We start from the raw sequence: 25,903 nt of genomic DNA on the forward strand, positions 1-25,903 counted from the left end.
TGGTGTCCTCATGTTTTGTTCGCGTCGTCCAGGAACAGCACACCCCGATGGGCCAGCGAGATCGCCCCCGGTCGGGCGATGCCGGTGCCACCACCGGTCAGTGCGGTGACCGACGTGGAGTGATGTGGTGCGACGAAGGGTGGTTCGGTGATCAGCGGTCGCTTCGGCGACAGTGTCCCCGCGATCGAGTGCACCGACGTCACCTCGAGCGACTCCTCGTCGGTGAGCGTCGGCAGGATGCCCGGCAGGCGACGCGCGAGCATGGTCTTCCCGATCCCGGGCGGGCCGGTCATGAACAGGTGGTGGGCGCCCGCCGCGGCGATCTCCATGGCGTACCGCGCGTCCTCCTGCCCCACCACGTCGCCCATGTCCGGGATCGCCGGTGCGGTCACCGGTTCACGTGTCCGCGATGCGTCGACGGTGTCGAGCGTGCGTCGGCCCCGCACCCAACCGACCACCTCGGCGAGGTTCTGCGCGGCACCCACCTCGATCCCGCCCACCACGGTCGCCTCGTCGACGTTGGCCATCGGGACCACCGCACAGCGTTTGCCCTCGCGTCGGGCGGCGACCACCGCGGGCAGCACCCCGCGCACCCCACGAAGACGGCCGTCGAGACCGAGCTCACCCACGAACACGGTGTCACGGAGTCGATCGGAGCTGATCTGGTCGGTGGCCAGCACCGCCAGTGCCAACGCCAGATCGAACATCGACCCGCTCTTGCGCAGTTCGGCGGGCGACAACGACAGCGTTATCCGGCCCTCGGGCCACTTGAAACCGGAGTTGACGATCGCCGCGCGCACCCTGTCTTTCGCCTCACGGGTGGACGTGTCGGCCATCCCGACGATGGTGACACCGGGCAACCCCTGCCCCACGTTGGCCTCGATCTCCACGAGAGTGGCATCGAATGCGTGCAGCGCCACCGAGGACACGCGACCGAGCGCCATCAGAACACCCCACGCAGATGTCGGATGGATTGCACCGCCGCCGACCGGTCCACCTGCACGGCCATCACGTCGAATCGGATGGTCGCGAAGAACTCGTCCTGGGTGGCCAACCACATCCGGGTCAGTCGCCGCATGCGCGACAACTTGTCCCGGGTCACCGCCTCGGCGGGGTCGCCCAGCAACGTGCCCGATCGAGTCTTCACCTCGACCACCACCAAGCACTCACCGTCCACCGCGATGACGTCGAGCTCGCCGTACCGACAGCGCCAGTTGCGCGCCAGCACCACCCACCCTGCCTCGACCAACATTGCGACGGCGGCATCCTCACCCGCCCGACCGATGTGCGCCCGTCCCGAAGTGTTCACACCGACGACTGTGCGTCGAAAATCCGACGCGAACCGAGGGGCGGTCGATCTGTGGATGAATTCCCATCTGTGGATGCCGCGATCCGGCCGAGCACCCGCTGACGTTTCGTGGATGTTTCGCCCACCGCCTGAACGGAAACAACAGGTTACAGAATGGGATCCCAAATCCCCTGGGCTCGACACCTACACGTAGTGCCGCCTAGCTTTGCCAACATGGGATCCCAAAACGACCCCACCGATCAGGAGCCTCCGACATGACACCGTCCGGAACCGCAACAACACAGCCGCGCAACGGTATTACTGTGTCGCGGTCGGACGGCAGCTCCGGTCGTCCGCTACGCGAGTCCATCCGGGAGCGCATCTACGCTCGCATCGTCAGCGGCACCTACAAGCCCGGCGACCGCATCGTCGAGCGTGATGTCGCTGCCGATTTCGGCGTATCCCGGTTGCCCGTGCGCGAGGCCCTGCGAATGCTGCACACAGAGGGCCTCGTCGAGATGCTGCCCACCCGCGGGGTCATCGTTCGGCAGCTGTCCGAGACAGATGTCGCGGACTTGTTCGACGTCCGTGAGGCACTGGAACGGCTCGCATTCCGACGTGCGGCGGAAAAAGCAACCAAGCGTGACATCGCGCGGTTGGGAAGGCTTCGCGTTCGCGCGCGCCGAGCCGTCGCCGCGTGCGACGAAGCCGGTCTACACGAGTCCAACGAGCAATTCCACGACATGATCAATGTGTTCGCAGGCAATGCCCTGCTGGTCGAAATCCTTGCTCCGCTCGAAGGTCGACTGCACTGGATCTTTCGTCAGAACGAAGACCCGCAGCGGTTGTGGGATGAACACGAGGAACTTCTCGACGCCATCACGGCACACGACGCGGAACGCGCCGAGCGCCTGGCAGTCGAACACGTGCAATCCAACAGGACACACGTCATGAACTACCTCTTCGGGGAGCGCTGAAGGAGGTACCGGGGTCGCTGACACCAGCGCCCCACACACATCGCCGACACGCATCGACGCGTGTCCCCGCACGAAATCCGCATGGCCAGATGCGGTCTGAAAGAAGAAGGCAACGTGATGAACTCACACCTCGGCATCGACACGGGCACGACCACCCAGCACCATGATCCGGGCAATCAGTTGGGTGAGGAGTACGAGAACACTCCGGTCCCACCACACGCCCGCAAAGGTTTCCCCTCCATCGCTGCGGTGTGGTTCGGCTTCCCGATGAATCTCGGCAACGCCGTCTTCGGCGGCGTGATCGTGTTCAACCTGGGACTCATCAACGGGCTCATCGCCCTGCTGCTCGGAAATCTGGTGCTGTTCGGCTATGTCGGGGCACTCAGCTACATCGCCGGTGAGACCGGACGGAGCTTCTCCCTGCAAGCAGCGACGACATTCGGCACCCGCGGCCGCATGATCGTCACCGGATTTCTGTCAACGGTCGTCATCGGCTGGTTCTCCTTCCAGATCGGTCTGACGGGTACCACCATGCGCGACGCACTCGGGTGGGCACCGATCGTCGGTGCGGCGATCGCTGCGGTGGCGTTCACCGCGCTCACCACGGTCGGTATCCGGGCACTGTCGTTGCTGGGGATGATCGCGACACCACTGTTCGTCGTTCTGGGCGCCGTCGCGTTGGTCTACGGCGCAACGGGAAACGGTCTGACCGCAGACGATGTCGTGCACTACCAAGGATCCGGCACGGCACTGACGTTCGGTGCGGCCGTGGGCATCGTCATCGCGGGCTTCGCTGACTCGGGCACCATGACCGCGGATTTCACTCGGTGGTCGAAGACCGGGAAGTCAGCGGTGGCCGCCACCTTCACCGCCTTTCCCGTGTCGAACTTCGTGGCGTACGCGATGGGTGGCCTCGTCGTCGCCGTGGGCGGATCGACCGATCCAGGCGCGAACGGCGGCGGTTTCCTCGGTCTCCTGACCGGTCACAGCACTGCTTTGACGATCATCGCCGTGGTGTTCGTCTTCGCCAACCTCGGCAGCGTCGGAACGCACTGCCTGTACAACGGTGCGGTCGGTTGGTCGGGTATCACCAACCGCACCATGCGTCCCGTTGCCATTGTGCTCGGTGTGTTCGGAGGTGCGATCGCGCTGACCGGTGTGTGGTCGTATTTCCTGGACTGGCTGAACATTCTGGGCATCTTCGTGCCGCCGATCGGTGCGGTGCTGATCACCGACCAGCTCATCCTGCGTCGGAGATCGGCCCCGTCGCCCCGACTGCGGACCAGCGCCTTCGTCGCCTGGATCGCCGGAGCGGCCGTCGCAACCGCCTCCCATTACTTCGTAAGGGAGTCGGTGGACGCGCTGGTCGGCATCGTCATCGCGGTCGCGGTCTTCTGGGTCTACGAGAAGGTGAGCGCCGGCGCCTCGGCAGTCACGGCGTCACGGTCGTCCGACGTCGTCTCCGCGTGAACGAAGACGTATGGCCTGCGGTATCCGAGATCGCCGATCGTGTTCGTAGCGGCTCTGTTTCGGCATCATCGCTGGTTCGCAAGGCCAACGACCGCATCGCAGCGCTCGACGACCGGTTCAATGCCATGTGCACGGTCACGCCGGGCCTCGCGGAAGCTCAGGCGGCCCACATCGACGACCGCGTCGGACGCGGTGACGTCGTCGGTCCGCTGGCGGGAGTCCCTTACGCGGTCAAGGACCTGATCAACACCGAAGGTGTTCGCACCACGTCGGGTTCGGTCGCCTACCGTGATTTCGTTCCCGACGAGGACGACATCGTCGTCGAACGTTGTCGTGCCGCCGGTGCGGTCAGCATAGGCAAGACGAACGCGAGTGAATTCGGCTACAGCGCCACCGGCCAGAATCCCCTGTTCCCCACCACCCGAAACCCGTGGAACACCGCCCTGACCCCGGGCGGCTCCAGTGCTGGAACCGCGGCAGCCGTCGCGGGAGAACTCGTACCGTTCGCGCTCGGCAGCGACGGTGGCGGTTCCATCCGGATCCCCGCGGCATTCTGCGGATTGGTGGGATTCAAAGCCTCGATGGGCAGGGTTCCCGTGTATCCCGGGTGTAGAGACGAGCGCTTTCCGGGCGCGTCCGGTTGGGAGAGCGTCGAACACATCGGGCCACTGTGCCGAACGGTGGCCGACGTGGTCACGGTGATGAAGGTGCTCGCGGGTCCCGACCCTCGGGATCGACACAGCATTCCCACCTCCGATGTCGAGTGGGAACCGGCGGTCGGCGAGACTGTCCGCGGGCTCCGTGTGGCCCTCAGCCTCGACTTCGGGTATCTCGCCGTCGACCCCGAGATACGGACGATCGTCGGACGCGCCGTCGAGACACTGCGCAGCACGCTCGGGTGCGAGGTGACGACAGCAGACCCCGGCTGGCCGGAGCCCGGCACCGAGTTCGCCGCACTCATCATGTCCGAGACCGATCTGACCGGCATGCGCGCGATGGTCGACGAGGTCGGTGATCAGATGTCACCACATCTGGTGGAACTCGTGACCACCGACTGGACCGCAGAGGACTTCACCCACGCGAACATGTGGCGCAAAGCAGTCGTCAATCGGATGGCTCGATTCATGGCGGACCACGACGTGCTCATCACCCCGACGACGAGCGTCGCCGCATTCCCGGTCGGCGTCCAGGGGCCAACGGTGATCGATGGACGGTCCGTGACCGACACCGCCTGGCAGGGTTTCACGTTCCCCGCGAACCTGTCGGGCCAACCCGCGATCAGTGTTCCCGCGGGATTGACCTCCACGGGCTTGCCCGTCGGCATGCAGATCATCGGCCGACACCTCGACGATGCCACGGTCCTTCGCCTCGCGTCGGCATGGGAGAGCACGGCAGGCTTTCCCGAATGGAAACCGTCAGGCGCCACGCACGGTGAGCCGTGTCCGTGAACCCGTCAGCGGTCGTCGAACATCGCCGAGAGGGTGACCTCCCGATTGTGTTCGGCGTGAGTTCGCGCACGAGCCTCTGCCCGCGCGCCGTCACCGTCGGCGATCGCCTCGGCGAGTTCGGCGTGGTCGGAGATGACCGCATGCGGGTCGGGTATCTGTCGCACCAACCACTGCACCCGCGACAAGATCGGCGACATGACCTGCACCAAGGTGTCGTTGTGCGACGACGTCACGAGAAGTCGATGGAACTGCGCGTTGGCGTCGTGCGCGGCCCGGAGGTCACCGGACCCGAACGCGGCGTCCGCGGCCGTGATCGCCGTCCGTAGCGCCGTCACGTCGTCGTCGCTCCGCTTGTCCGCGGCCTCGCGACAGGCCATCGACTCCAGTGCCACTCGGATGTCGAACAATTCCGTCACGTCCCGCCGAGTCCAGGATCGCACCACCAGGCCGCGCGTCTTGCGCACCTCCACGAAACCCTCGCCCCGTAAAGACTGCAAGGCCTCGCGCGCCGGCAATCGCGACACGCCGTAGGTGGCGGCGACATCGCGCTCGACCAGCCGGTATCCGGGCGGGTACCGGCCGGTGATGACGTCGTCGCGCAACGCGTCGAGCAGACGATCGCCGAGCGATCCACCGCGGGAGCCGTCGAGGAGTACGTGATCCTCGTCGGTCGTGGGGGGCTGCGATTCGGATGGCATGCCCGTCACAACTTACGACCACCCCCGTGCCGACGGCGCGGCCACGTCATCGACCCAGGCCGTCGGGACGCTCGGCACCGGCGAAAGGAAACCGCCTGCGGAACTCTGCGGCCGCCGTGGCCATGGTGACGAACTCGACCCCCTCGAATGATCCCCAGCGATCCAACAGCCGCTCCAGCATGAGCAACACCTGGGGTCGTCCCGACACGTCCGGGTGCAGGGTCATGGGTATGACCGCGTAGTCGAGTTCGCGGTACACCCAATCGAACTGGTCGTTCCACAGCTGCTCGATGTCTCGTGGGTTGACGAACCCGTGCGAGTTCGGGTGGTTCTTGATGAACATCATCGGGGGCAGGTCGTCGACGTACCAGTTGCCGCAGAACTCGACCAGGTCGATCTCCCGGCCGTGCCGCAACGGTGTCATCCAGTGCGCGGCTGCGCGACTGGTGTCGATCGGAGTCCATTCGTCACCCGTCCGCGCGTAGAAGGGTACGAAGTCGTGGTAGTTCTGCGAGTGATCGTAGGCGAAGCCGTATTCCGTCAAAATCTGTGCTGTGTCCGCACTCATCTCCCACCACGGTGCGACGTATCCCTGCGGAGCCGTACCGGTCAGCCCCACGATGAGTTCCACGCTGCGGGCCATCACATCGCGCTCCTGTTGCGCGGTGAGCGACCGTGGATTCTCATGGCTGTAACCGTGGGCACCGATCTCGTGACCCGCATCGACGCACATCCGAGCCTGCCGCGGAAAGGTCTCGATCGAGTGGCCCGGCCAGAACCAGGTGCTCGTGAGGTCACGACGTTGGAGCAAGCGCAGCATGCGAGGCACACCGACCTCCCCGGCGAACACTCCGCGTTGCATGTCGTTCGGTGAGTCCTCCCCGCCGTACGAGCCCAACCACCCCGCACAGGAGTCGACATCGACGCCGATCGTCACCTGTATCTTCTTGTCCGCCCGGATATCGTCACGCATCGACGGTCAGCCCTCTCGTCTCGCCCAGTAGTGCGGTGATCGCCTCGCGAGCGGTGTCGACAGCGGTGAGATCGTCAGTGGACCAGGGGCGTTCACGGAGACTGTGGACCGACAGCCACGCGCGGATGTCACCGTCGAGCTCCACGGGTCCCAGTACCTGGGCCCGCACGCCGTAGACGTCGCGTAAGGCCTGCGGCGGGTGGGGTGCCTCGGTGAACGCGGGCTGTACCAGCAGGCGTCGGTTCTCCTCCAGCCAGCGGACCGTGTTCAACGCACGCTGGTCCAGGGAGGGGTCGTGCTGAATCGAACGGACGTGCGCGGCGCACGACTCGGCAGCGCAGAGGTCGACGTGCAATCCGAGCGTCGGGTCGTCGACCCGGACGGTGGTCCGGTCACTGCCCGTCCGTTCACGCAACTCGGTGACCACCGCGAGCGCCCGTCGACGAAACGACGCCTGGGCCAGCAGAGTCCCGTGACCCTCGATCCGAGCGGGAACGCCCGCCGCCTCCAACGACCACCACACCGTGGCGGCGATGCTGTCGATCACCGGCGTCGACAACTCGGCCTCCACCTCGTCGACCGCGGTGGTGCCGTCGACGTTGGTGCACACCAGAGCAACCGCCTGCACCTCACCCGCCGCGACGGCGCGGCGCAGCAGGTCGACGACGTCACGGGAAGGTCGCATGGCGAACGAATAGTTGTCCCGTTCACCCCATTCCGCATGCGCTGTGACCGCGACGCCGTGCCGGGCGTATTCGGCGACGATCGCCTCCACCACGTCGGGTGTGTAGGGCGTGGCCAGGCCCAACGCGCCGACTCCGAAGACCCGGCAGGCCGCCAGTATCGCCTGCGTCGCGGTGACGGCCGGGACCCCCGTCGCGTCCGTGATCGCCGTACAGATCACGGCGTCGTGGTCGGCACCCAGCCAGGAGCCCGCCGTCGCATTCCACACGATGACGTCCACCCGGGCGTCGGCGAGTAGGCGGGCCGCGTCGAGGATGGTCTCGACGTCGAAGTCGGCGCCGTCGTCGTCGAGCCCGATGCTCTGGACGCGCACCCTCGTGGCCACCACGCTCACGTCATCACGACGGTCGAGCAGGCGCCGGGTCACATCCTCGACCGTCGTATTGGACGACGGCACGATCATGCCCAGCGTGGTCATCGGACAGCTCCTCTGTGGGGTGCGAAGGGGCGCGAGGCCGGGACAGCGCGGACAACCGTTCGCGATCGCGACGCGGTCGACCGCCCACGGCCCCAGCTCGGTGTGAGCTCTCGCCGACAACGACGAGATGAGACACTGTCGCCAATGGTATACCAAGACGGTATACCACAGCGAATACTGTCAGACCCTGAGGTCCCTAGCCGGCCAGCGCAGCCTTGATCTGCGGCCACGAGCGGTGCAGTTCGTCGTTCCAATACCCCCACGAGTGCGTACCGCCGCTGTAGAAGTGGAACGTCGCGGGCACCCCGAGCTCGGCGAAACGACGCTGCAGATTGTGCGCGCAGTTGTTGGTGGCCGTCTCGATCACCGCGCCCGCCGCGACCTGCTCGGCCAGCTGGCCCACGTTGCCGTCGATCCCGGGGCCGTCGAGCGTCTCGTACTTGCCGGGCAGACCCGACCCGTTGGACACGTAGATCGATGTCCCCGCGAACTCCGCCGCGTGCACGTAGGGGTCCTTCGCGCGCCACTCGGGGTCCGACGGTGGTCCCCACATGTTGACCGTGTTTCCGCCGCCGCGAGCCTCCACCGTCAACCGGACGAAAGCCTGCCCCTCCGGGTCGCTGGTCTGCGCACATCCGCTGTATGACCCGACGGCGCGATAGAGCCCGGGGGCCGCCAGTGCCAACTGGAACACCGACGTCCCGGCCATCGAGATCCCGGCGATGGCGTTGCGCCCGGAGCCGTGCAGCCGCGCGTCCATCAGCGGCGGTAGCTCCTGGGTGAGGAAGGTCTGCCACTTCAGCCTGCCCAGCCGCGGATCGTCGTGCCGCCAGTCGGTGAAATAGCTCGCGGCTCCGCCCTTCGGCACCACCACGTTGACATTCTGATCGGCGAAGAACCGTGCGATGTCCGTGCGATCGAACCAGTTGCTGCCCGCATCGCCGCCCGCGGCCCCGTTGAGCAGGTACAGCGTCGGCGCCGACGACGAATCGTGCGGCGCGGCGAGCACGCGTAGACCCATCTGCGCCCGCATCGCCGGCGACCACACCGTCATGTCGATCTGACGGTGACCGTTGTCCTTCTCCGCCACGATGGCCGCCGAGCCCGAAGGTGCCGCGACCGCGTCACCGGCACCGATCCACACCGCGGCCAGCAATGACATGACCGTGGCCACCACCAACACGGCGTACCTGCTCCGTGCCGGGACCCGCACACCCGTCGAATGCGACCGATCGGCCGTCAACCCCACCGCACACCGTGCCTCTCGACCGAGCCGTCGATGTCCCCATCCAGACATTCCCGGCATAGTTCACCTGATGAACCGCCCCCGTGCACCGGTCGCTCGTCCTCCCGGCACCCACCACGACAGTAGACAACGCGGCGGCGCGCCACCGCATCTGGCCGCCGAAATTACCCACTGCTTACAATGTTGGCGTGGCGGCTGTGGTGCGTTGTCACGGTGAGACGCATTGCCGTTGCGAGTCAACGCATCTCGTCGTCGATCACAATCGGCCACAACGCCACGGTGCGGATCGCGCGCAATGCCGGACACACGGTGTTCGTCTGCGACGCTCCGGGAGGGTGTCACGTCGTACCGCAGACGGACAGAGCAGCAAGGGGATGTCACGCATGGTCAGTTTCGGACTCATCGAGGATTGGCATCCCCGACCCGGCCGGGTGACCAGTTGGGTACCCACCGCGGCGTCGTCCGCCGCGGCCGCTGCCGCACCCACCGACCCGGTGCCACCGTCGCATCAGCAGCAGGAATACCTCCGGTCGGCACGCCGCAACGCCGCCGCCGGCTTCCGCTTCTCCCGTCTCTGCCTGCTCTGCTTCGACATCCAGGGGGCCCTGGATGTGGAAGCGATGACCAGCGCGATCACCACCTTCCTCCGCAGGCATGACACCTTCGCGAGCTGGTTCGATCTCGACGACGACGGGAGTGTGACCCGCCACGTCCTCGCCACCGACGACATCGACGTCGAACCGGCCGTCCAGGGCAGCTTCGACGACGCGGAGACCATCCGCGACCTCGTCGGTGACCACACACCGGGACCGTTCGACTGGGACTGTTTCCGGATCGGCACCATCGAGTGGAACGGCGGATTCACCGTGTTCGCCGCCGTCGATCATCTCGACACGGACGGGATCTCACAGGCCCTGACGGCCACCGAGTTGATGTCGCTGTACCTCAATGCGGCGTTCGCGATGAACAACCCGCTCCCCGAGGTCGGCAGCTATCACGATTACTGCCGCCGAGAACGCGACCTGTCGGCGCGCCTCACGCTGGACTCGCCCGAGGTTGCGCGCTGGCTCGAGTTGGTCCGCGACAACGGTGGACGGCTCCCCAGTTTCCCGCTCACCCTCGGCAGGCGCGACGACGACCCGTCCGACCACACCCGCAGCGCCATCCACACGGCGCAGGTGTTCACCGAGCCGCAGGCACGGGCGGTCGACGAGGTGTGCCGCCGACACGGAGCCGGGTTCACCGCCGCGGTGATGTCGGTCGCGGCCCTGGCCTACGCGGAGTTCACCGGTTCGGACCGCTACTTCGGTCTGACGCCCAAGAGCACGCGTCGCAGCGCGGGTGAGATGAACACCATCGGCTGGTTCACCAGCCTGATCCCGGTGCCGATCGAGGTACCCACGACCGCCACCTTCACCTCCATCGTCGGTGCCGCTCAGGAGGCATTCGAGAAGGGCAAGGACCTCACCGACGTCTCCTTCCACCGGGTTCTGGAACTCGCGACACCGGACTCGGGTGTGCACGTGTCACCCGGGTGGTCGGTGCCGATGGTGTCCTACGTCGACGTCCGGAAGCTGCCGGGCGTGGAGATGTTCGACGCGATCAACGGCGCCCTCTACGGCAGCCGCGGCAGCAGCGAGGAGGTGTTCATGTGGGTCAACCGGTTCACCGACGTCACCTCGGTGACTCTGCTGTACCCGGACACCCCCGAGGCGCAGAACTCGATCAAGATCTACGTGGAACGTCTCGTCGAGATCCTCACCACCATCGCCGCGCAGGGTGACTACGAGCCCGGCGTCGCGGCCCTGGCCCGCTGATCGGCCCGCACGCACCGACCGGGAGCGCCGAGCGTTGACCGCCGTGCACTCTCGGCCGGAGTCCGCTGCCACCCCGCCTCCGGTCGGTGCCTGGGCGGCCCTGGTGAGCTGCCTGCTCGCGGTGTTCATGCAGATGCTGGACACCACCATCGTGAACATCGCGATCCCCGACCTGACGACCGGACTGGGCGCGGCGTCATCGCAGCAGTTGCTGATCCTGAGCGTCTACACACTCGCCTTCGCGTGCACGCTGCTGACCGCGACCACGATCGGGTCCCGGTACGGCAGGCGCCGCGTGTTCGTGCTGGCCCTGCTGGGATTCGCGGCGGCCTCCACCCTGTGCGGGATCGCGCAGAGTCCGTGGCAGCTGATCGCGTTCCGCGCCCTGCAGGGGGTGTCGGCGGCACTGGTGTCGGCACAGACCCTGGCCCTGATCGCAGACATCTTCCCGCGGAGCCGTCACGGCGTGGTGTTCGGCATCTACGGTGCGGTGGCCGGCGTGGCCGCGATGCTGGGCCCGGTCCTGGGCGGAGTGCTCGTCTCGCTGGATGTGTTCGGCTGGGGTTGGCGGACGATCTTCCTGGTCAACATCCCGGTGAGCGTGGTCGCCGCGGTGATGGCACTGCGCTACATGCCGCGACAGCGCGGGTCACGCGACCTGGCCGTCGACGGCGTGGGTGTCGTGGCATCGACGGTGGGGCTGTTCATGCTGATCTACCCGCTGGCCGTGGGTCGCGAACAGGACTGGCCCGCGCACCTGTGGGTGATGATCGCGGTCGCGGTCGTCGTGTTGGCGGCCTTCGTGGTCCACGAACATCGCTTGCCGCGTCGCGGCGGCGCTCCGCTGCTGCGGGTCGACCTCTTCTCGTCTCGGCAGTTCGCCGTGGGCGCGGTGTTGTCGCTGCTGTTCTTCAGCATGTTCGCCGCGTTCTTCTTCACCATGTCGGTGGCCACCCAATTCGGTCTCGGATGGTCGGCGTTGCGCACCGGGCTGATCACGATGCCGTTCGCGGCCGGCGCGATCGTCGGGTCGTTGGCGTCGGCGAGCGCCGTGCGGCATCTGGGGCCGCGCACGCTCACCGTGGGGATGGTGCTGCTGGCCGTCGGGCTGGCCTGGGTGGCGGCGGAGTTGGCACCGGAGTCCGCACGTGTCGACGTGCCCTCGCTCATCGCACCCCTGGTACTCGGTGGGCTCGGTACCGGACTGTTCGTGGCACCACTGCAGGCGACGATCCTGTCGGGATCCGACGAACACACCGTGGGCTCGGCATCGGGGTTGATACCCACCGTCCAACAACTCGGGGCGTCGCTGGGGCTGGCCGTCATCACCATCTTCTTCTTCTCCCAGGTGTCGCACACGGCCGTCACCGCCGTGCCCGGCGCGACGGCTGGTCTGTCGCGCGCGCTCCAGGACACCGACGTCGCCCCCACGCTGCGCCCGTTCGTCGCGAGCAACTTCGCCCGCTGCGCACGCGCCCAGCTCGAATCCGCGCATCCCGAACGCCCAGCGAGTGGCTGTTCCACCACGGCGCCGTCCGGCGGCGCCCGTGCCCAGGTGCTCGCCGCGGCCACGCCCGACCTGCGTGCGGCGGCCCGGCAGGCCGCCGCCTGGACCTTCGTCGGAGCCCTGCGGACCTCGCTGTACCTGTCGGCCGGACTGGCCACGCTCGTCGCGGCGTGTTCCCTGCTGCTGAGGCGGTCGACCGGCGGTCGGTGACGACGGACAACTGCGGTGGTGGAGGTGTACGACAACTGCGGGATATCCGACGTCCCGCAGTTGTCGGGATCTCCCGCCGAAACATCGTCAGCGCATCACCGATCCGCCAGGAGATCGGATTTCCCGCAGTTTCGTACCCGGCCCGGCGACGCGGCCTACCCGGATGTCACTCGTCGGGCAGTCGCAGTTCGGGCTTCTCGAGTTCCTCGATGTTCACGTCCTTGAACGTGATGACGCGAACCTGTTTGACGAAGCGCGCCGGGCGGTACATGTCCCACACCCAGGCATCGGACATCCGCAGTTCGAAGTAGACCTCACCGTCGGCGTTGCGAGGCACCATCTCGACTGCGTTGGCGAGGTAGAAGCGGCGCTCGGTCTCGACCACGTAGGTGAACTGACCGACGATGTCCTTGTACTCGCGGTACAGGGAGAGTTCCATCTCGGTCTCGTACTTCTCGAGATCCTCAGCACTCATCCGGTAAGCCTAACTGGGTCGGGGACGGGTCGACACCGGCGGTGATTCTCGCCGATGGGGTGTACGTCGGGGTGCGTCAGCGGAGGCGCTCCCGGACGTTGCGGTAGGACATCCGGTGTTGCGCCGACGGTCCCAGGCGGTCGAGGGCGGACATGTGCACGGCGGTGCTGTAACCCTTGTGCCCGGCGAATCCGTAACCGGGGAGCGCGGTGTCCATCTCCGTCATGATCCGATCCCGGGTGACCTTGGCGATGATGCTGGCCCCCGCGATACACGCCGCGGCCCCGTCTCCCCCGATCACCGGCAACGACGGGACCGTCAAACCGGGAACGGCGAATCCGTCCGAGAGCACGTAGCCGGGCGACACCGACAGGTCGGCCACGGCGCGACGCATCCCCTCGATGTTGACCACGTGGATGCCGAGACGGTCGACCTCGCCGGCGGGTACCACCACCACACTCCACGCCAGTGCGTGTCGGGTGACCGAGCGGTACAGGGTCTCGCGGGTATCCGGTGAGAGTTTCTTGGAGTCGTCGAGGTCGGCCAGCGAGACGAGCTGTTTGGGTTTGAGAACGCAGGCGGCGATCACCAGTGGGCCCGCACACGCGCCGCGACCGGCCTCGTCGACTCCCGCGACCGGGCCCAGACCGCTGTTGTGCAGTGCGAACTCGAAGGTGCGCAGCGACGCGGCCCGGCGCACGGGCGCGCGCGGCGGCCAGGCGGTGCGCACCTGCGGAACTCGGGAGCGGGACGACACGGGTCGCTCAGCTCTGCGGGTTGACGGCCCCCACACCACCGATGCGGGAGAACGGGTAGATGATGAACCGGACCTTGCCCCGGATGTCGCCGATCGGAACGGTGCCCTGCATCTCGTCGGTCATGTGATAGCGCGAGTCGGCGGAGTTGCTGCGGTTGTCGCCCATCACCCACACGTGGTCCCGGGGTATGGTGATCGGCCCGAAGTCCGGTCCCAGGCACGTCGACATGGTTCCGTCCGGGTTCACGACGTTCGCGCCGGCACCCTCCTGCCGTTGCAGGTCGGCGTTCACATACGGCTCCTTGAGTGGCTTGCCGTTGACCTTGACCCCGACCTTGTCGGCGGCATGACATTCCACGGTCTGCCCACCGGTGGCGACCACGCGCTTGACCAGGTCGTTCTCGTCGGGCGGGGCGAAGCCGAACCATGCCAGGCCGTTCTGGAGACCGCGCTTGATCGTGTTCGACGACCGCGGTGAGGTCCACTGCTCGTCCCAACTGGACGTCGGCCCCTTGAACACCACGACGTCACCGGGCTCGGGAGACCCGAACCGGTACACGATCTTGTCGATGACGATGCGGTCGTTGGTGCAACCCTGACATCCGATCAGCGTGGTCTCCATCGACTCCGACGGGATCACGTACTGCCGACCCACGAAGGTCTGGATCACCCAGGTGAGCACCAGTACGCAGACGACGATGATCGCCGCTTCCCGTAGCAGGGAGCGACCGCGGCCACCGCGCTTGTCGTCTGGCTCGCCGCGGGTGTGCCAGGGACGGGCCCCCCCGTCGTGCTCGTCACCGCGGCGCTCGTCACCGTCGCGTTCATCGTGCGGTGAACGTGAACCGCTGGGCGTATCCGTCACGCGATCAGCTTACTGATCGAGATCTGCCGCGGTCCGGCGTCTGCCGAGGTGCGGCCGCCGTCGCACGGCATCCGCCGGGCACACCGGGAACGGTCAGCGCTTTTCCTTGATCTTGGCGGCCTTACCGCGCAGGTCGCGCAGGTAGTAGAGCTTGGCACGACGCACATCACCGCGGGTGATGACGTCGATCTTGGCGATGTTGGGGCTGTGCACCGGGAAGGTGCGCTCCACACCGACACCGAAGGACACCTTGCGGACGGTGAAGGTCTCGCGCACTCCACCGCCCTGTCGACGGATGACGACGCCCTTGAACACCTGGACACGCTCCTTGGCACCCTCGATCACCTTGACGTGGACGTCGAGGGTGTCGCCGGGGCGGAAGTCGGGGATGTCGTCGCGCACGGACTGCTGGTCGAGGAAATCCAGGGTGTTCATCAGTTGAGGTCCATTCCTACGTGTGTCTGAGCAGAGGAACCTGGCGGCACGCCCCGAGGCCCCGGAGGACTACGGAGACGGCTCGACCGGTTCGTGCTCCGAGTCGAAGTGGTCGCCGCCCGACGAACGCTCGCGGTGCGTCGTCCCGCCGTTCGGCAACCCGACCATTGTGCCAGACGGCCCCCGCACCGGAGAAATCGGCGCCGGCGCCGGATGCACCACCACATCGAGGACCTCCTCGGCGGCCTGTTTGGCGTGCGGGACGTCCGGCGACCCGGCCATCAGATCCTGGGTGAAGATCTTGGCCCGGATCAGCGGCCTGCGGAGTCGGCGTTCGCGGCGCAGTGCCCGGGACATCCGCCGGGGGCGGCGGGTGTATCGCCAGCGGGCCCACGGCGACCCGGGCCGCGCCAACCGCAGCGAGCCGATGAGCAGCAACGGCCAGATGAAGATTCCCAGCAGCCCGGTCCAGATCTTGCCCTTGAGCAAGACCACCGCGGCCAGCAGCAGGCTGAGCATCGCCCTGGCGATGTCGAGGCTCCTGAGCAGGTCACTCTCGTGATCGGCGAAGGCGGTCAGGTTGAACAGCTCCAGGGGTCGAAACCCCAGCAGCACCATCCCGGTCACCCCGATCGCGACGAACACCGCGTCCACCGACGCGCGGCCCTCCTCGGCCCAGTACACGTCGCGGAGATAGAAGATCAGCGCGAACTCGTCGAGGATGAGCGCGGCACCGATGCCGAACAGACAGGCCAACGCGGACGCCGTGGACTGGGACGATTCCATCGACGTCGCGACCAAACCGAGTCCGGACGCCAAGGTGATGACCACCCCGAACACGACGTGATGGACGTGGGTGTCACCGGAGCGGATGTTGCCGGGCCACCAGCGCACCTGCGCCCGGATCATCCGGACACTGACCCGGATGGCGATGAAGCCCAGCACGAACCCCGCGAAGAACAGCAGCAACGGCAGTTTGCCGTGGGCGACGATCTCATCGGTGAACCAGTGGCGCACCACCCCAACGGTAGTGGGGTACGCGCCGCGGAGTCAGTCCGCCCGGTCCGCCGCCGGCCCGGCAAGCAGGTCGGGGCGGCGATCCCGGGTACGGGCCAGCGCCTGGTCGTGGCGCCATTCGGCGATCCGCCGGTGGTCGCCGGAGAGCAGCACCGGCGGCACCGCCCGGTCGCGCCAGACCTCGGGGCGGGTGTACGACGGGCCTTCCAGCAACCCGTCGGAGAAGGAGTCCTGCTCATGCGACGCGGCGTTGCCGATCACTCCGTCGACGAGTCGTACCGTCGCCTCGACCATCGCCATCACCGCGACCTCGCCGCCGATGACCACGAAGTCGCCCACGGAGATCTCCCGTACCCGAACCCGGTCCGCGGCGTCGTCGACGACCCGCTGATCGATGCCCTCGTAGCGTCCGCAGGCGAACACCAGGTGCTTCTCGCGACTGAGTTCCCGGGCGGTCTGCTGGGTGAACGGATGCCCGGCGGGGGTGGGCACCACCAGCGTCGCGCCGTCGGGACAGACCGCGTCGAGGCAGCGACCCCAGACGTCGGGTCGCATCACCATGCCGGGTCCGCCCCCGTAGGGCGTGTCGTCGACGCTGCGGTGTACGTCGAGCGCCCAGTCCCGCAGGTCGTGGGTGGCCAGTTCCAGCAGCCCTCGCTCGATGGCTTTGCCCGGCAACGACATCCGCAGCGGTTGCAGGTAGTCGGGAAAGATCGAGACGATGTCGATCCGCATCGCCGGAGCACTCTCGGTCACCGCGAGCCCGTGCCTCCTGCGTCGCCGGCAGGCGCCTCGAGCAGACCCTCGGGAGGGTCGATGACGATGTGCTCGCGGCCGACGGTGGGCACCACCTCGGTGACGAACGGGACCAACACCTCGTCGCCGGCGTCCCGGGTCACCACCAGGACGTCGTTGGCCGGGAGGTGCAGGATGTCGCGCACCTCACCGACGCGGTCACCCACGGTGGTGACCACCTCGACTCCCTGCAGTTCGTGGTCGTAGAACTCGTCAGGGTCGTCACCGGAGTCGACGGCGGCCGCGTCGATCACGAACAACCACCCGCGCAGGTCGTCGGCGGACGCGCGATCGGCGACCTCGGCCAGCGACAGCAACAGCCGCGCGCCGTGCGGGCGCGCGGCTGTCACCGTGAACGTGCGTTCCGCGGGGTTTCCGCGTCCGGTGTCGGTTGCCCCACGTCGGCGCGGCAGGTACCCGCGCAGCGTGGCGCCGACGGCGAAGCGATCCTCGGGATCGTCGGTACGGACGTCCACGACGAGTTCGCCGCGGACACCGTGCGACTTGACCACCCGGCCGACGACCAGATCCATCGCGGGTTCCGTGGTCAGCGGTCGGTGTCGACGATGTCGACCCGGACCCCGCGACCACCGATGCCGGTCACCAGGGTGCGCAGCGCGGTCGCGGTACGGCCGTTGCGGCCGATGACCTTGCCCAGATCATCGGGGTTGACATGCACCTCGACGAAGCGCCCGCGACGTCCGGTGATCAGCTCGACCCGGACGTCGTCCGGGTTGGCGACGATGCCGCGAACCAGGTGCTCGACGGCGTCGGCGACGACAGCACTCACGCGGACGGGGTCTCGTCGGTGCTGGTCTCGGCGGCGGCCTCGGCAGGCTCGTCGGCCTTCTTGGCGGCCTTCTTCTTCGGGGTGGTCGCCTCGGCGACCGGCTCGCTGTCGGCGGCGGCGAGTGCGGCGTTGAACAGGTCGAGCTTGCTGGGCTTCTCCTCGGCGACCTTCAGACTGCCCTCGGCGCCCGGCAGCCCCTTGTGCTTCTGCCAGTCACCGGTGATCTTGAGGATGGTCTCGACCGGGCCGGTCGGCTGTGCACCGACACCCAGCCAGTACTGCGCGCGCTCGGAGTCGACCTCGATGAGGCTCGGCTGATCCTTGGGGTGGTACTTGCCGATGGTCTCGATGGCGCGACCGTCGCGGCGGGTGCGCGAGTCGGCGACGACGATGCGGTACTGAGGGTCCCGGATCTTGCCGAGTCGGGTGAGCTTGATCTTGACAGCCATGAGTCTTTCCTTCTGTGGTCACAGCGCAATTCGGCGACACGGCGGGATGTCGTGCCCGGTTTTGCGATCTCCAGTGGCGTGACCGCCGGTCGGTACGTGACCGGGTCCGGCGAACCAGCGGATCATTCTGCCAGACCCCACGGCGGCGGCGAAATCGCCGCGAACTCCTCCCGGCCCCACTCACCCGGGACATCGGCCCCGACGCCGCAGATACCCACCCCGCGGCAACGGGTATCTGCGGCAGGGTCGCCTGCACGATGTCGGTGACGACCGGCCGCGGAACGCCGCAACGTCCTCGGGTCCCACGGCGTGGGAGAAAATTACCAAACCGTCGACGTGGCCACCAGGCCACGGACGTACCGTTCAGAGCAGCCGACCTGCCCGGATGACTGCGACCGGGTCACGCAGCACCCCCAGATCGGTGCGCGGATCGTCGGCGAACACCAGCAGATCCGCCGGTTCCCCCGCCTGGGCGGTACCCGCCCCCAACCATTGTCGGGGCAGGTCGGTGGCCGCGGCCAGCGCACGCTCCGAACCCAGCCCGAGGTCGCTCATCGCGATCACCTCGTCGACGATCCGGCCGTGTTCGACGAACCCTCCGGCGTCGGTACCCGCGTACATCGGCACCCCCGCCTCGAACGCCGCCGTGAACACACCGGCAGCGTTCGCGTACAGCGAGCGCATGTGCGCCTGATAGACCGGGAACCGATCGGCGCCGTCGGCGATGGCCGGGAAGTTGTCCACCTGGATCAGGGTGGGGACCAGCGCGATCGACCGGTCGGCCATCGCCGCGATCAGATCGTCGGTCAGTCCGGTGCCGTGTTCGACACAGTCCACCCCGGCGGCGACCAGGCCGTGCAGGGCGTCGGTGCCGAAGACGTGGGCCGTGATCCGGGCGCCCTCCTCGTGTGCGGCCGCCACCGCACGCACCAGCAGATCGTCGTCCCACAGGGGCGCCAGATCCCCCACCTCGCGGTCGATCCAGTCCCCCACCAGCTTCACCCAGCCGTCGCCCGACCGCGCCTGTCGACGCACCTCGGCGGGCAGATCGGCGGGATCGTCGAGTTCCACCCCGTATCCGCGCAGGTACCGCTTGGGGCGGGCGATGTGATGGCCCGACCGGATGAACTCCGGGCACGAGTCGTCACCGTCGAGGGGGTGTGTGTCCACCGGGGAGCCGACCTCCCGGATGAGCAGTGCCCCGGCCTTGGCGTCGGCCTGCGCGAAGCCACGGGCCTGGTCGATGGTCACCCCGAGTCCGGGGGCGATGCCGACGTGGTTGTGCGCGTCGACCAGGCCGGACATCAGCCAGCCGTCGGTGGCGACGGTCACCGCTCCGGGTTGAGGTTCGTCGGTGAGCACCCCGTCGAGCGTCCAGAGCTCGAGCGGTTCACCGTCGGCGCAGCTGCGACCCCGGATGTGCAGCGACTGCGGGGCGTCCATGTCGGAGCGGGTCAGCGCTTCTTCTTGGGCTGCTGGAACTGGCTGACGTCGATGCCCTCGAGCCCGGGTGGTAGCTCGTCGAGTCCTGCGGGCATGTTGGACAGATCGGGGAAGCCCGCGGGCATGCCCGGCATACCGCCACGCACTTTCGGTGGCGTCGGCCCCCGCCCGCTGCCCTTCTTCCCCTTCTTGCCCTTCTTGCGGTTGTTACGCCGGTTTCCACCCGGCATCCCCATCCGGCCCGACATCTGGGCCATCATCTTCTTCGCCTCGAAGAACCGGTCGACGAGTTGGTTCACCTCGCCGACGGTGACGCCCGACCCGTTGGCGATCCGCAGTCGTCGGGAGCCGTTGATGATCTTCGGGTTGTCCCGCTCGGCGGGGGTCATGCCGCGGATGATGGCCTGCACCCTGTCGAGCTGTTTGTCGTCGACCTGGCTCAGTGCGTCCTTCATCTGACCGGCACCGGGCAGCATGCCCAACAGGTTGCCGATCGGTCCCATCTTGCGGATCATCAGCATCTGCTCGAGGAAGTCCTCGAGCGTCAGCTCGCCCTGGGTGATCTTCGCGGCGGCGGCCTCGGCCTCCTGCACATCCCAATGCTGTTCGGCCTGCTCGATGAGGCTGAGCACATCGCCCATCCCCAAGATGCGGCTGGCCATGCGGTCGGGGTGGAAGGTGTCGAAGTCCTCGAGCTTCTCACCCGACGACGCGAACATGATCGGCACACCGGTGACCTGGCGCACCGACAGGGCCGCACCTCCGCGAGCGTCGCCGTCGAGTTTGGTCAGCACCACACCGGTGAAACCGACTCCGTCGGCGAAGGCCTGCGCGGTGCCCACCGCATCCTGACCGATCATCGCGTCGAGGACGAACAGGATCTCGTCGGGGTCGACGGCGTCGCGGATGGCCGCCGCCTGCCCCATCATCTCGGAGTCCACACCGAGCCGACCGGCGGTGTCGATGACGACCACGTCGTGGTGTCGGGCGCCCGCCTCGGCCACCCCGTCGCGGGCCACGTCCACCGGCCCCTGATCCGAGGAGGTGCCCAGCGCTCCCTCGCCGCCGACCCCGGTACCCGGATGCGGCGCGAACACCGGTACCCCGGCCCGCTCGCCGACGATCTGCAGCTGGCTGACCGCGCCCGGGCGTTGCAGGTCGCAGGCCACCAACAGCGGGGTGTGCCCGTTCTTCTTCAGCCAGGCGCCGAGCTTGCCCGCCAATGTGGTCTTACCGGCGCCCTGCAGACCCGCGAGCATGATGACCGTCGGCGGCGTCTTCGCGTACCGGACGCGGCGGGTCTCGCCACCGAGGATCTCGACCAGTTCCTCGTTGACGATCTTCACGATCTGCTGCGCGGGGTTGAGGGCCGCCGAGACCTCGGCACCCTTCGCGCGCTCCTTGACCTTGGCGATGAAGCCGCGGACCACCGGCAACGCGACGTCGGCCTCGAGCAGGGCGAGCCGGATCTCGCGGGCGGTGCGGTCGATGTCGGCGTCGGAGAGTTTCCCCTTGCCACGGAGGTCCTTGAGGGCCCCGGTCAACCGATCGGAGAGGGAATCGAACATGTGACAAGCCTATCGGTTATCCGATCGGCACCCCCGCCTTGCCTGCGTCCTCGGCGCCCCCGTCGGTCTCCGACACCGGTGTGGGCGGCGGGACCACGTCCAGGATCGCCGCCTCCATGGCGGCGCGGGCGGCGGGCGAGTCGTCGGTCATCGTCACGTTGAAGGTGTCGACCACGGTCCCCCCGAGGGTCGACACCCTCGCCCATGCGATGGTCGCGCCCGCCCGTTCGATGACCGCCGCGACACGGGCGAGCAGTCCGAGCCGGTCGCCTGCCCGCAGTTCCAGGATCACCGATCCGTCGTCGTCGTAGGTGTCGAGCCACAGGATCCGCGGCGGGGCGATGGCGAACAGGGCGGGGACGGCGACCGTGGGCCGGTCCGATTCCGAACCCACCGTCGGACCCGCCGTGGGCAGGGGTGACTCGCGTTCCTTGGCGTCGAGTCGGTTGAGGACGTCGAGGCCGCCGTCGATGGCCTGCAGCAACTGTTGGCGGAGCAGTCCCGCGTCGGGTGGTCCGCCGAAACTCGGCACCACCACGAAGGTGTTCACCGCGCTACCCGCCCCGTCCCTGGCGTTGGCGGCGTGACAGCGGAGACTGTTCAGGGCCAACACGCCCGCCATCTTCGACAGCAGGCCCGGGCTGTCCGGCGCGACCATGGTGACCGCGAATGTGTGTGCGCCGTCGGTGGGTATCAGTTCCACGCTCACCCCGCCCGCCTCGGCGAGGCTCACCTCGTGCTGGGTCAACGGGGACGGCGCGGCGAGGTCCTCACCGTCCATCAACCGCATACAGCGGCGCACCAGGTCGCCGATCAGCGACGCCTTCCAGTCCCCCCACACACCGGGTCCGGTGGCGAGGGAGTCGGCTTCGGCGAGCGCGGCCAACAGTTCGAGCAAGACCGGCGACCCGCCGAGCTTGTCGACGACGTCCTGCGCGGTCTGCGGGTCGTCGAGGTCGCGGCGAGTGGCGGTCACCGGCAACAGCAGATGGTGACGCACCATTTCCGAGAGCAGGTGCACGTCCTGCGGCCAGAGCCCGACGCGGTTGCCGATCTGGGTGGCCAGTTCTGCCCCGACGACACTGTGGTCGGCTCCGCGACCCTTGCCGAGGTCGTGCAACAGGGCACCGAGCACCAGCAGGTCGGGTCGCGACACCCGGGTGGTCATGGTGCCCGCGATGGCCGCCGTCTCCACCAGGTGCCGGTCCACGGTCCAGGTGTGGATGGCGTCGCGCGGCGGCAGGTCCCGCACCGCACCCCATTCCGGCAGCAGTCGCCCCCACAGCCCGGTGCGGTCCAACGCCTCGATGGGAGCGACCATGTGTGGACCGGTGGACAGCAGCACCAGCAGGTCGCTCAACGCCTCCTGCGGCCACGGTTCACGCAATTCGGGCGCGTAGTCGGCCAGCCGACTGAGAGTGGATGCACTGATCGGCAGTCCGGTGCGGGCAGAAGCCGCCGCGACCCGCAGGATCAACCCGGGGTCCTTGCTGGGAATGGCGTTGCGGGCCAGTACCACCTCACCCGCGTGCTCGACGACACCCTCGTCGATGGGCCGTCGGATGGGTGAACGACGTAGCTTCGACAGTCCGCGGCGCGGCAGGGCGTTCGACGCGGTCCGCAGGCCGACGTCGACGGAATAGCTGATGGTGCGGGCGCTGTCGCTGATCGTGCGGGCCAGGTCGAAACGGTCGCCGATGCGCAACGCCGCACCGATCTCGTCGGCGTCCTGGGCCCGCAACTGTTCACGGGGACGCCCGGCGATGCGGTGCAGTTCGGTACGGATGTCCAGCAGTCGGTTGTAGGCGACATGCAGTCCGGCTCCGGGTGAGTCCGGCCGCAGATGACCCATGCCGTCGGTCAGCTGGGCGATGGCCAGGGCGTCGAGCATCTGCACGTCGCGCAGTCCGCCACGTCCGTTCTTCAGGTCCGGTTCCGCCCGATGGGCGATGTCACCGCTGCGCTTCCATCGGTCGCGCACGTGGTCGACCAGCTCGGGGAACCGGCCACGGATGTCGGTACGCCACTGTCTGCGCACACCGGTGATGAGCAGATCGGTGAGCGCGGCATCACCGGCGACGTGCCGGGCCTCCAGCAACCCGAGTGCGGCGCTCATGTCCTGCGACGCGACCTGAAGCGCCTGCGGGATGGTCCGCACGCTGTGGTCGAGTTTGATGTGGGCGTCCCACAGCGGATACCAGAGACCGTCGGCGACGTCGGACAACCGCTGATGGTCCACGTCGTCGTGCAGCAGGATCAGGTCCAGATCGGAGTACGGCAGCAGTTCCTGCCTGCCGAGGCCGCCGACCGCGACGATGGCGAATCCGGAGTCGGGACGGATCCCGATCTCCGCACCCTTGGTCGTCAGCCAGAAGTCGTGCAGGTCCACCAGCACCTGTCGCAGTGCGGGCGCGTCGAGCCGCTTACCGCCGGCATTGCGGTCGAGGAGCTGGGAACGGGCCGCGACGAGGTCGGTGGCCGCGGGCGGAGAGACCGGGGAAGAACGGGGCCCCGCGCTCGACGAATCGTCGTCGGACGCGGGGCCGCCGTCGTCGGTGAGGAACGGCACCGGATTCCTAGAGGGCGTCGCCGCCACGTTCGCCGGTACGTACCCGGATCACCGAGTCGACCGGTGACACCCAGACCTTGCCGTCGCCGATCTTGCCGGTGCGGGCGGCATCGACGATGACGTCCACGACCTTGTCCACCGCGGACTCGTCGACCACGACCTCGACCCGTACCTTCGGCACGAAGTCGACGGAGTACTCGGCACCGCGGTAGACCTCGGTGTGGCCCTTCTGCCTGCCGTAACCCTGGACCTCGCTGACGGTCATGCCCAGGACCCCTGCCTGTTCGAGGCCGGCCTTGACGTCCTCGAGGGTGAACGGCTTCACGATGGCGGTAATCAACTTCACTGGATCATGCCTCCTTGCCGACGGCGACCGCACTCTGGCTGAAGGCCGAAGTGGAGCCGATCGCGGCGAAATCGTATGCGGTCTCTGCGTGCTGCGATTCGTCCAGGCCCTCGGCCTCGTCTTCGGGATCGGCACGCAATCCGATGGTGAACTTGATGGCCAGACCGATTATTGCAGTAGCGACGCCCGAGTACGCGAGCACGGACCCCGCGCCCACGGCTTGACGCCAGAGTTGGTCCCAGCCACCACCGTAGAACAGACCGTCGACCGCGGCGGGTGCGGTCGCGGTGGCGAAGAACCCGACCAGCAGGGTGCCGATGATCCCGCCGACCAGGTGGACACCAACCACGTCGAGCGAGTCGTCGAAGCCCAACTTGTACTTCAAGCCCACCGCGAGCGCGCAGACCACACCGGCCACCACCCCGATCGCCAGGGCCCCGAGTACGTTCACCGACGAACAGGACGGGGTGATGGCGACCAGGCCCGCGACGATGCCCGACGCCCCACCGAGACTGGTGGCGTGGCCGTCGCGGACGACCTCGACCACCAGCCAGGCGAGCATCGCCGCCGCGGTCGCGACGGTGGTGGTGATGAAGGTCGATCCGGCGGCACCGCCCGAGGAGACCGCGGATCCGGCGTTGAAGCCGTACCACCCGAACCACAGCAATCCGGCACCGAGCATCACGAACGGCAGGTTGTGCGGACGCATCGGTGTGCGGGGCCAGCCGCGCCGCTTACCGAGCAGGATGGCCAACACCAGACCGGCGACACCGGCGTTGATGTGCACCGCGGTTCCACCGGCGAAGTCGATGGCCTTGACGTTGTTGGCGATCCAACCGCCCACCTCGTTGGTGATACCGGCATTCGCGGCACTGAAGTCGAACACCCAGTGCGCCACCGGGAAGTACACGATGGTCGACCACAGGATCGTGAAGACCACCCATGCGCTGAACTTCATGCGGTCGGCCACCGCACCCGAGACCAGCGCCACCGTGATGATGGCGAACATCAGCTGGAAGGCCACGAACACCGTGGCCGGGATGGTCCCGAAGAGCGGGATGAAGGTGGCGGGAGTGGAACCGTCGGGGGCGACGTAGTTACCGGAGATCAGGCCCTTGAGCCCGAAATACTGACCCGGGTCACCGAGCAGACCACCGCTGCCGGTCCCCCAGATGTCGTTGCCGAATGCGAGTGAGAAGCCGTACAGGACCCAGAGGACCGTCACGATGCCCATCGAGATGACACTCATCATGATCATGTTCAGGACGTTCTTGGCTCGGGTCATGCCGCCGTAGAAGAACGCCAGCCCCGGCGTCATCAGCAACACGAGCGCGGCGCTCGCGAGCATCCAGGCGGTGTCACCCGTGTCCGGGGCGACATCCATTGTCGGGAAAGCCACCAATCTCCTCCTCATCTGCGCCGCGACCACATCGCGGCTGTTGACTTGAGGTGAAGGGTGCTAGGTCGATGTTTCGGTGATGGCGATTGTATGTTTCCGCGGCGTGAACGCACCGGCTCCCAGTGTTTCCCTGGTGTAACACCGCAGTTCGTTCAGAACCGCGCAACGCCGTCGGGCGGATCCGGACAATACGGAAACC

The 25,903-nt window shown here is 67.6% G+C and carries 24 protein-coding genes and 1 pseudogene; 5 read left to right on the forward strand and 20 right to left on the reverse strand.

All coding sequences use genetic code 11. The annotated features are described in order from the left end of the window. Window positions 1-23: 23 nt before the first annotated feature. Together BW971_RS13840 and BW971_RS13845 are read right to left on the reverse strand one after the other, a co-directional pair. Window positions 24-944: pseudogene (locus tag BW971_RS13840) on the reverse strand (YifB family Mg chelatase-like AAA ATPase); the annotation flags it as partial. Further along, the gene (locus BW971_RS13845; RefSeq protein ID WP_076480555.1) at window positions 944-1,309 is read right to left on the reverse strand and encodes a YraN family protein; all 366 of its coding nucleotides are present in this window, start codon (window positions 1,307-1,309) and stop codon (window positions 944-946) included. The gene BW971_RS13845 and the pseudogene BW971_RS13840, both read right to left, overlap by 1 nt. A gap of 254 nt (window positions 1,310-1,563) precedes the next feature. Here BW971_RS13845 and BW971_RS13850 point away from each other — a divergent pair, with 254 nt between their 5' ends. The 3 genes from BW971_RS13850 to BW971_RS13860 all read left to right on the forward strand — a co-directional run bounded on the left by BW971_RS13850 (window position 1,564) and on the right by BW971_RS13860 (window position 5,183). Then, window positions 1,564-2,265 (forward strand): GntR family transcriptional regulator, encoded by a 702-nt coding sequence (locus BW971_RS13850; protein ID WP_083709985.1) that lies wholly within the window; start codon window positions 1,564-1,566, stop codon window positions 2,263-2,265. Between the two features lie 117 nt (window positions 2,266-2,382). Then, a complete protein-coding gene (locus BW971_RS13855) occupies window positions 2,383-3,735 on the forward strand; it encodes a purine-cytosine permease family protein (protein WP_143690387.1) in 1,353 nt (450 codons plus the stop codon). After that, the gene (locus tag BW971_RS13860; protein ID WP_076480556.1) at window positions 3,732-5,183 is read left to right on the forward strand and encodes an amidase; all 1,452 of its coding nucleotides are present in this window, start codon (window positions 3,732-3,734) and stop codon (window positions 5,181-5,183) included. Before BW971_RS13855 ends, BW971_RS13860 begins: the two co-directional genes overlap by 4 nt. A gap of 5 nt (window positions 5,184-5,188) precedes the next feature. Here BW971_RS13860 and BW971_RS13865 read toward each other — a convergent pair whose 3' ends face one another. The 4 genes from BW971_RS13865 to BW971_RS13880 all read right to left on the reverse strand — a co-directional run bounded on the left by BW971_RS13865 (window position 5,189) and on the right by BW971_RS13880 (window position 9,178). Beyond that, complete coding sequence (locus BW971_RS13865) at window positions 5,189-5,881, reverse strand: GntR family transcriptional regulator (RefSeq protein ID WP_083709988.1); 693 nt, start codon at window positions 5,879-5,881, stop codon at window positions 5,189-5,191. Window positions 5,882-5,927: 46 nt separating this feature from the next. Beyond that, a complete protein-coding gene (locus tag BW971_RS13870; protein WP_076480558.1) occupies window positions 5,928-6,854 on the reverse strand; it encodes a polysaccharide deacetylase family protein in 927 nt (308 codons plus the stop codon). After that, window positions 6,847-8,016 carry a maleate cis-trans isomerase family protein gene (locus BW971_RS13875; protein WP_076480560.1) on the reverse strand — a complete coding sequence of 390 codons (1,170 nt, stop codon included), beginning with the start codon at window positions 8,014-8,016 and terminating at the stop codon, window positions 6,847-6,849. Before BW971_RS13875 ends, BW971_RS13870 begins: the two co-directional genes overlap by 8 nt. Before the next feature lie 196 nt (window positions 8,017-8,212). After that, complete coding sequence (locus BW971_RS13880; RefSeq protein WP_143690388.1) at window positions 8,213-9,178, reverse strand: alpha/beta hydrolase; 966 nt, start codon at window positions 9,176-9,178, stop codon at window positions 8,213-8,215. 467 nt (window positions 9,179-9,645) lie between these two features. On the opposite strand from BW971_RS13880, the gene BW971_RS13885 reads away from it, so the two are divergent. Both BW971_RS13885 and BW971_RS13890 read left to right on the forward strand, forming a co-directional pair. Next, a complete protein-coding gene (locus tag BW971_RS13885) occupies window positions 9,646-11,079 on the forward strand; it encodes a condensation domain-containing protein (RefSeq protein WP_076480752.1) in 1,434 nt (477 codons plus the stop codon). Between the two features lie 43 nt (window positions 11,080-11,122). Next, window positions 11,123-12,796, forward strand: coding sequence for a DHA2 family efflux MFS transporter permease subunit (locus BW971_RS13890; RefSeq protein WP_327201492.1), 1,674 nt, complete (start codon window positions 11,123-11,125; stop codon window positions 12,794-12,796). Between the two features lie 166 nt (window positions 12,797-12,962). Here BW971_RS13890 and BW971_RS13895 read toward each other — a convergent pair whose 3' ends face one another. From BW971_RS13895 to BW971_RS13960, 14 genes are all read right to left on the reverse strand, one after another. Continuing rightward, the gene (locus tag BW971_RS13895) at window positions 12,963-13,271 is read right to left on the reverse strand and encodes a DUF2469 domain-containing protein (protein ID WP_076480562.1); all 309 of its coding nucleotides are present in this window, start codon (window positions 13,269-13,271) and stop codon (window positions 12,963-12,965) included. Between the two features lie 76 nt (window positions 13,272-13,347). Then, a complete protein-coding gene (locus BW971_RS13900) occupies window positions 13,348-14,001 on the reverse strand; it encodes a ribonuclease HII (RefSeq protein WP_076480563.1) in 654 nt (217 codons plus the stop codon). 34 nt (window positions 14,002-14,035) lie between these two features. Next, window positions 14,036-14,893 carry a signal peptidase I gene (gene lepB, locus BW971_RS13905; protein WP_076480565.1) on the reverse strand — a complete coding sequence of 286 codons (858 nt, stop codon included), beginning with the start codon at window positions 14,891-14,893 and terminating at the stop codon, window positions 14,036-14,038. Between the two features lie 93 nt (window positions 14,894-14,986). After that, on the reverse strand, window positions 14,987-15,328 hold the full coding sequence (rplS, locus tag BW971_RS13910; RefSeq protein ID WP_076480566.1) for a 50S ribosomal protein L19: 342 nt from the start codon (window positions 15,326-15,328) through the stop codon (window positions 14,987-14,989). Window positions 15,329-15,397: 69 nt separating this feature from the next. Further along, window positions 15,398-16,345, reverse strand: coding sequence for a hypothetical protein (locus tag BW971_RS13915; RefSeq protein WP_083710041.1), 948 nt, complete (start codon window positions 16,343-16,345; stop codon window positions 15,398-15,400). Between the two features lie 33 nt (window positions 16,346-16,378). Then, window positions 16,379-17,080 carry a tRNA (guanosine(37)-N1)-methyltransferase TrmD gene (gene trmD / locus BW971_RS13920; RefSeq protein WP_076480758.1) on the reverse strand — a complete coding sequence of 234 codons (702 nt, stop codon included), beginning with the start codon at window positions 17,078-17,080 and terminating at the stop codon, window positions 16,379-16,381. 17 nt (window positions 17,081-17,097) lie between these two features. Continuing rightward, window positions 17,098-17,673 carry a ribosome maturation factor RimM gene (gene rimM, locus BW971_RS13925; RefSeq protein ID WP_076480569.1) on the reverse strand — a complete coding sequence of 192 codons (576 nt, stop codon included), beginning with the start codon at window positions 17,671-17,673 and terminating at the stop codon, window positions 17,098-17,100. A gap of 14 nt (window positions 17,674-17,687) precedes the next feature. Beyond that, window positions 17,688-17,930, reverse strand: a complete 243-nt coding sequence (locus BW971_RS13930) for an RNA-binding protein (RefSeq protein ID WP_076480571.1) — start codon at window positions 17,928-17,930, stop codon at window positions 17,688-17,690. Beyond that, window positions 17,927-18,379, reverse strand: coding sequence for a 30S ribosomal protein S16 (gene rpsP, locus BW971_RS13935; protein ID WP_076480572.1), 453 nt, complete (start codon window positions 18,377-18,379; stop codon window positions 17,927-17,929). Before rpsP ends, BW971_RS13930 begins: the two co-directional genes overlap by 4 nt. Window positions 18,380-18,742: 363 nt before the next feature. Then, window positions 18,743-19,822, reverse strand: coding sequence for an amidohydrolase family protein (locus BW971_RS13940; protein ID WP_076480574.1), 1,080 nt, complete (start codon window positions 19,820-19,822; stop codon window positions 18,743-18,745). A gap of 11 nt (window positions 19,823-19,833) precedes the next feature. Continuing rightward, window positions 19,834-21,390, reverse strand: coding sequence for a signal recognition particle protein (gene ffh / locus BW971_RS13945; RefSeq protein ID WP_076480575.1), 1,557 nt, complete (start codon window positions 21,388-21,390; stop codon window positions 19,834-19,836). 16 nt (window positions 21,391-21,406) lie between these two features. After that, window positions 21,407-23,959, reverse strand: coding sequence for a [protein-PII] uridylyltransferase (locus tag BW971_RS13950; RefSeq protein WP_076480577.1), 2,553 nt, complete (start codon window positions 23,957-23,959; stop codon window positions 21,407-21,409). A 7-nt stretch (window positions 23,960-23,966) separates the two neighbouring features. After that, window positions 23,967-24,305 carry a P-II family nitrogen regulator gene (locus tag BW971_RS13955; protein ID WP_076480578.1) on the reverse strand — a complete coding sequence of 113 codons (339 nt, stop codon included), beginning with the start codon at window positions 24,303-24,305 and terminating at the stop codon, window positions 23,967-23,969. A gap of 4 nt (window positions 24,306-24,309) precedes the next feature. Then, window positions 24,310-25,719, reverse strand: a complete 1,410-nt coding sequence (locus tag BW971_RS13960) for an ammonium transporter (RefSeq protein WP_407701221.1) — start codon at window positions 25,717-25,719, stop codon at window positions 24,310-24,312. Window positions 25,720-25,903: the final 184 nt, after the last annotated feature.

Source organism: Williamsia sterculiae (genome assembly GCF_900156495.1).
Lineage (GTDB): Bacteria > Actinomycetota > Actinomycetes > Mycobacteriales > Mycobacteriaceae > Williamsia_B > Williamsia_B sterculiae.

Excerpts from the sequence above, each read along its gene's own strand:
- BW971_RS13880 (WP_143690388.1), bottom strand. The coding sequence starts at position 9,178 with ATGTCATTGCTGGCCGCGGTGTGGATCGGTGCCGGTGACGCGGTCGCG.
- BW971_RS13940 (WP_076480574.1), bottom strand. The coding sequence starts at position 19,822 with ATGGACGCCCCGCAGTCGCTGCACATCCGGGGTCGCAGCTGCGCCGAC.
- BW971_RS13855 (WP_143690387.1), top strand. The coding sequence starts at position 2,383 with ATGAACTCACACCTCGGCATCGACACGGGCACGACCACCCAGCACCAT.
- rimM (WP_076480569.1), bottom strand. The coding sequence starts at position 17,673 with ATGGATCTGGTCGTCGGCCGGGTGGTCAAGTCGCACGGTGTCCGCGGC.
- BW971_RS13870 (WP_076480558.1), bottom strand. The coding sequence starts at position 6,854 with ATGCGTGACGATATCCGGGCGGACAAGAAGATACAGGTGACGATCGGC.
- ffh (WP_076480575.1), bottom strand. The coding sequence starts at position 21,390 with ATGTTCGATTCCCTCTCCGATCGGTTGACCGGGGCCCTCAAGGACCTC.
- BW971_RS13895 (WP_076480562.1), bottom strand. The coding sequence starts at position 13,271 with ATGAGTGCTGAGGATCTCGAGAAGTACGAGACCGAGATGGAACTCTCC.
- BW971_RS13850 (WP_083709985.1), top strand. The coding sequence starts at position 1,564 with ATGACACCGTCCGGAACCGCAACAACACAGCCGCGCAACGGTATTACT.
- BW971_RS13960 (WP_407701221.1), bottom strand. The coding sequence starts at position 25,719 with ATGAGGAGGAGATTGGTGGCTTTCCCGACAATGGATGTCGCCCCGGAC.
- trmD (WP_076480758.1), bottom strand. The coding sequence starts at position 17,080 with ATGCGGATCGACATCGTCTCGATCTTTCCCGACTACCTGCAACCGCTG.
- BW971_RS13885 (WP_076480752.1), top strand. The coding sequence starts at position 9,646 with ATGGTCAGTTTCGGACTCATCGAGGATTGGCATCCCCGACCCGGCCGG.
- rpsP (WP_076480572.1), bottom strand. The coding sequence starts at position 18,379 with ATGGCTGTCAAGATCAAGCTCACCCGACTCGGCAAGATCCGGGACCCT.
- rplS (WP_076480566.1), bottom strand. The coding sequence starts at position 15,328 with ATGAACACCCTGGATTTCCTCGACCAGCAGTCCGTGCGCGACGACATC.
- BW971_RS13875 (WP_076480560.1), bottom strand. The coding sequence starts at position 8,016 with ATGACCACGCTGGGCATGATCGTGCCGTCGTCCAATACGACGGTCGAG.
- BW971_RS13865 (WP_083709988.1), bottom strand. The coding sequence starts at position 5,881 with ATGCCATCCGAATCGCAGCCCCCCACGACCGACGAGGATCACGTACTC.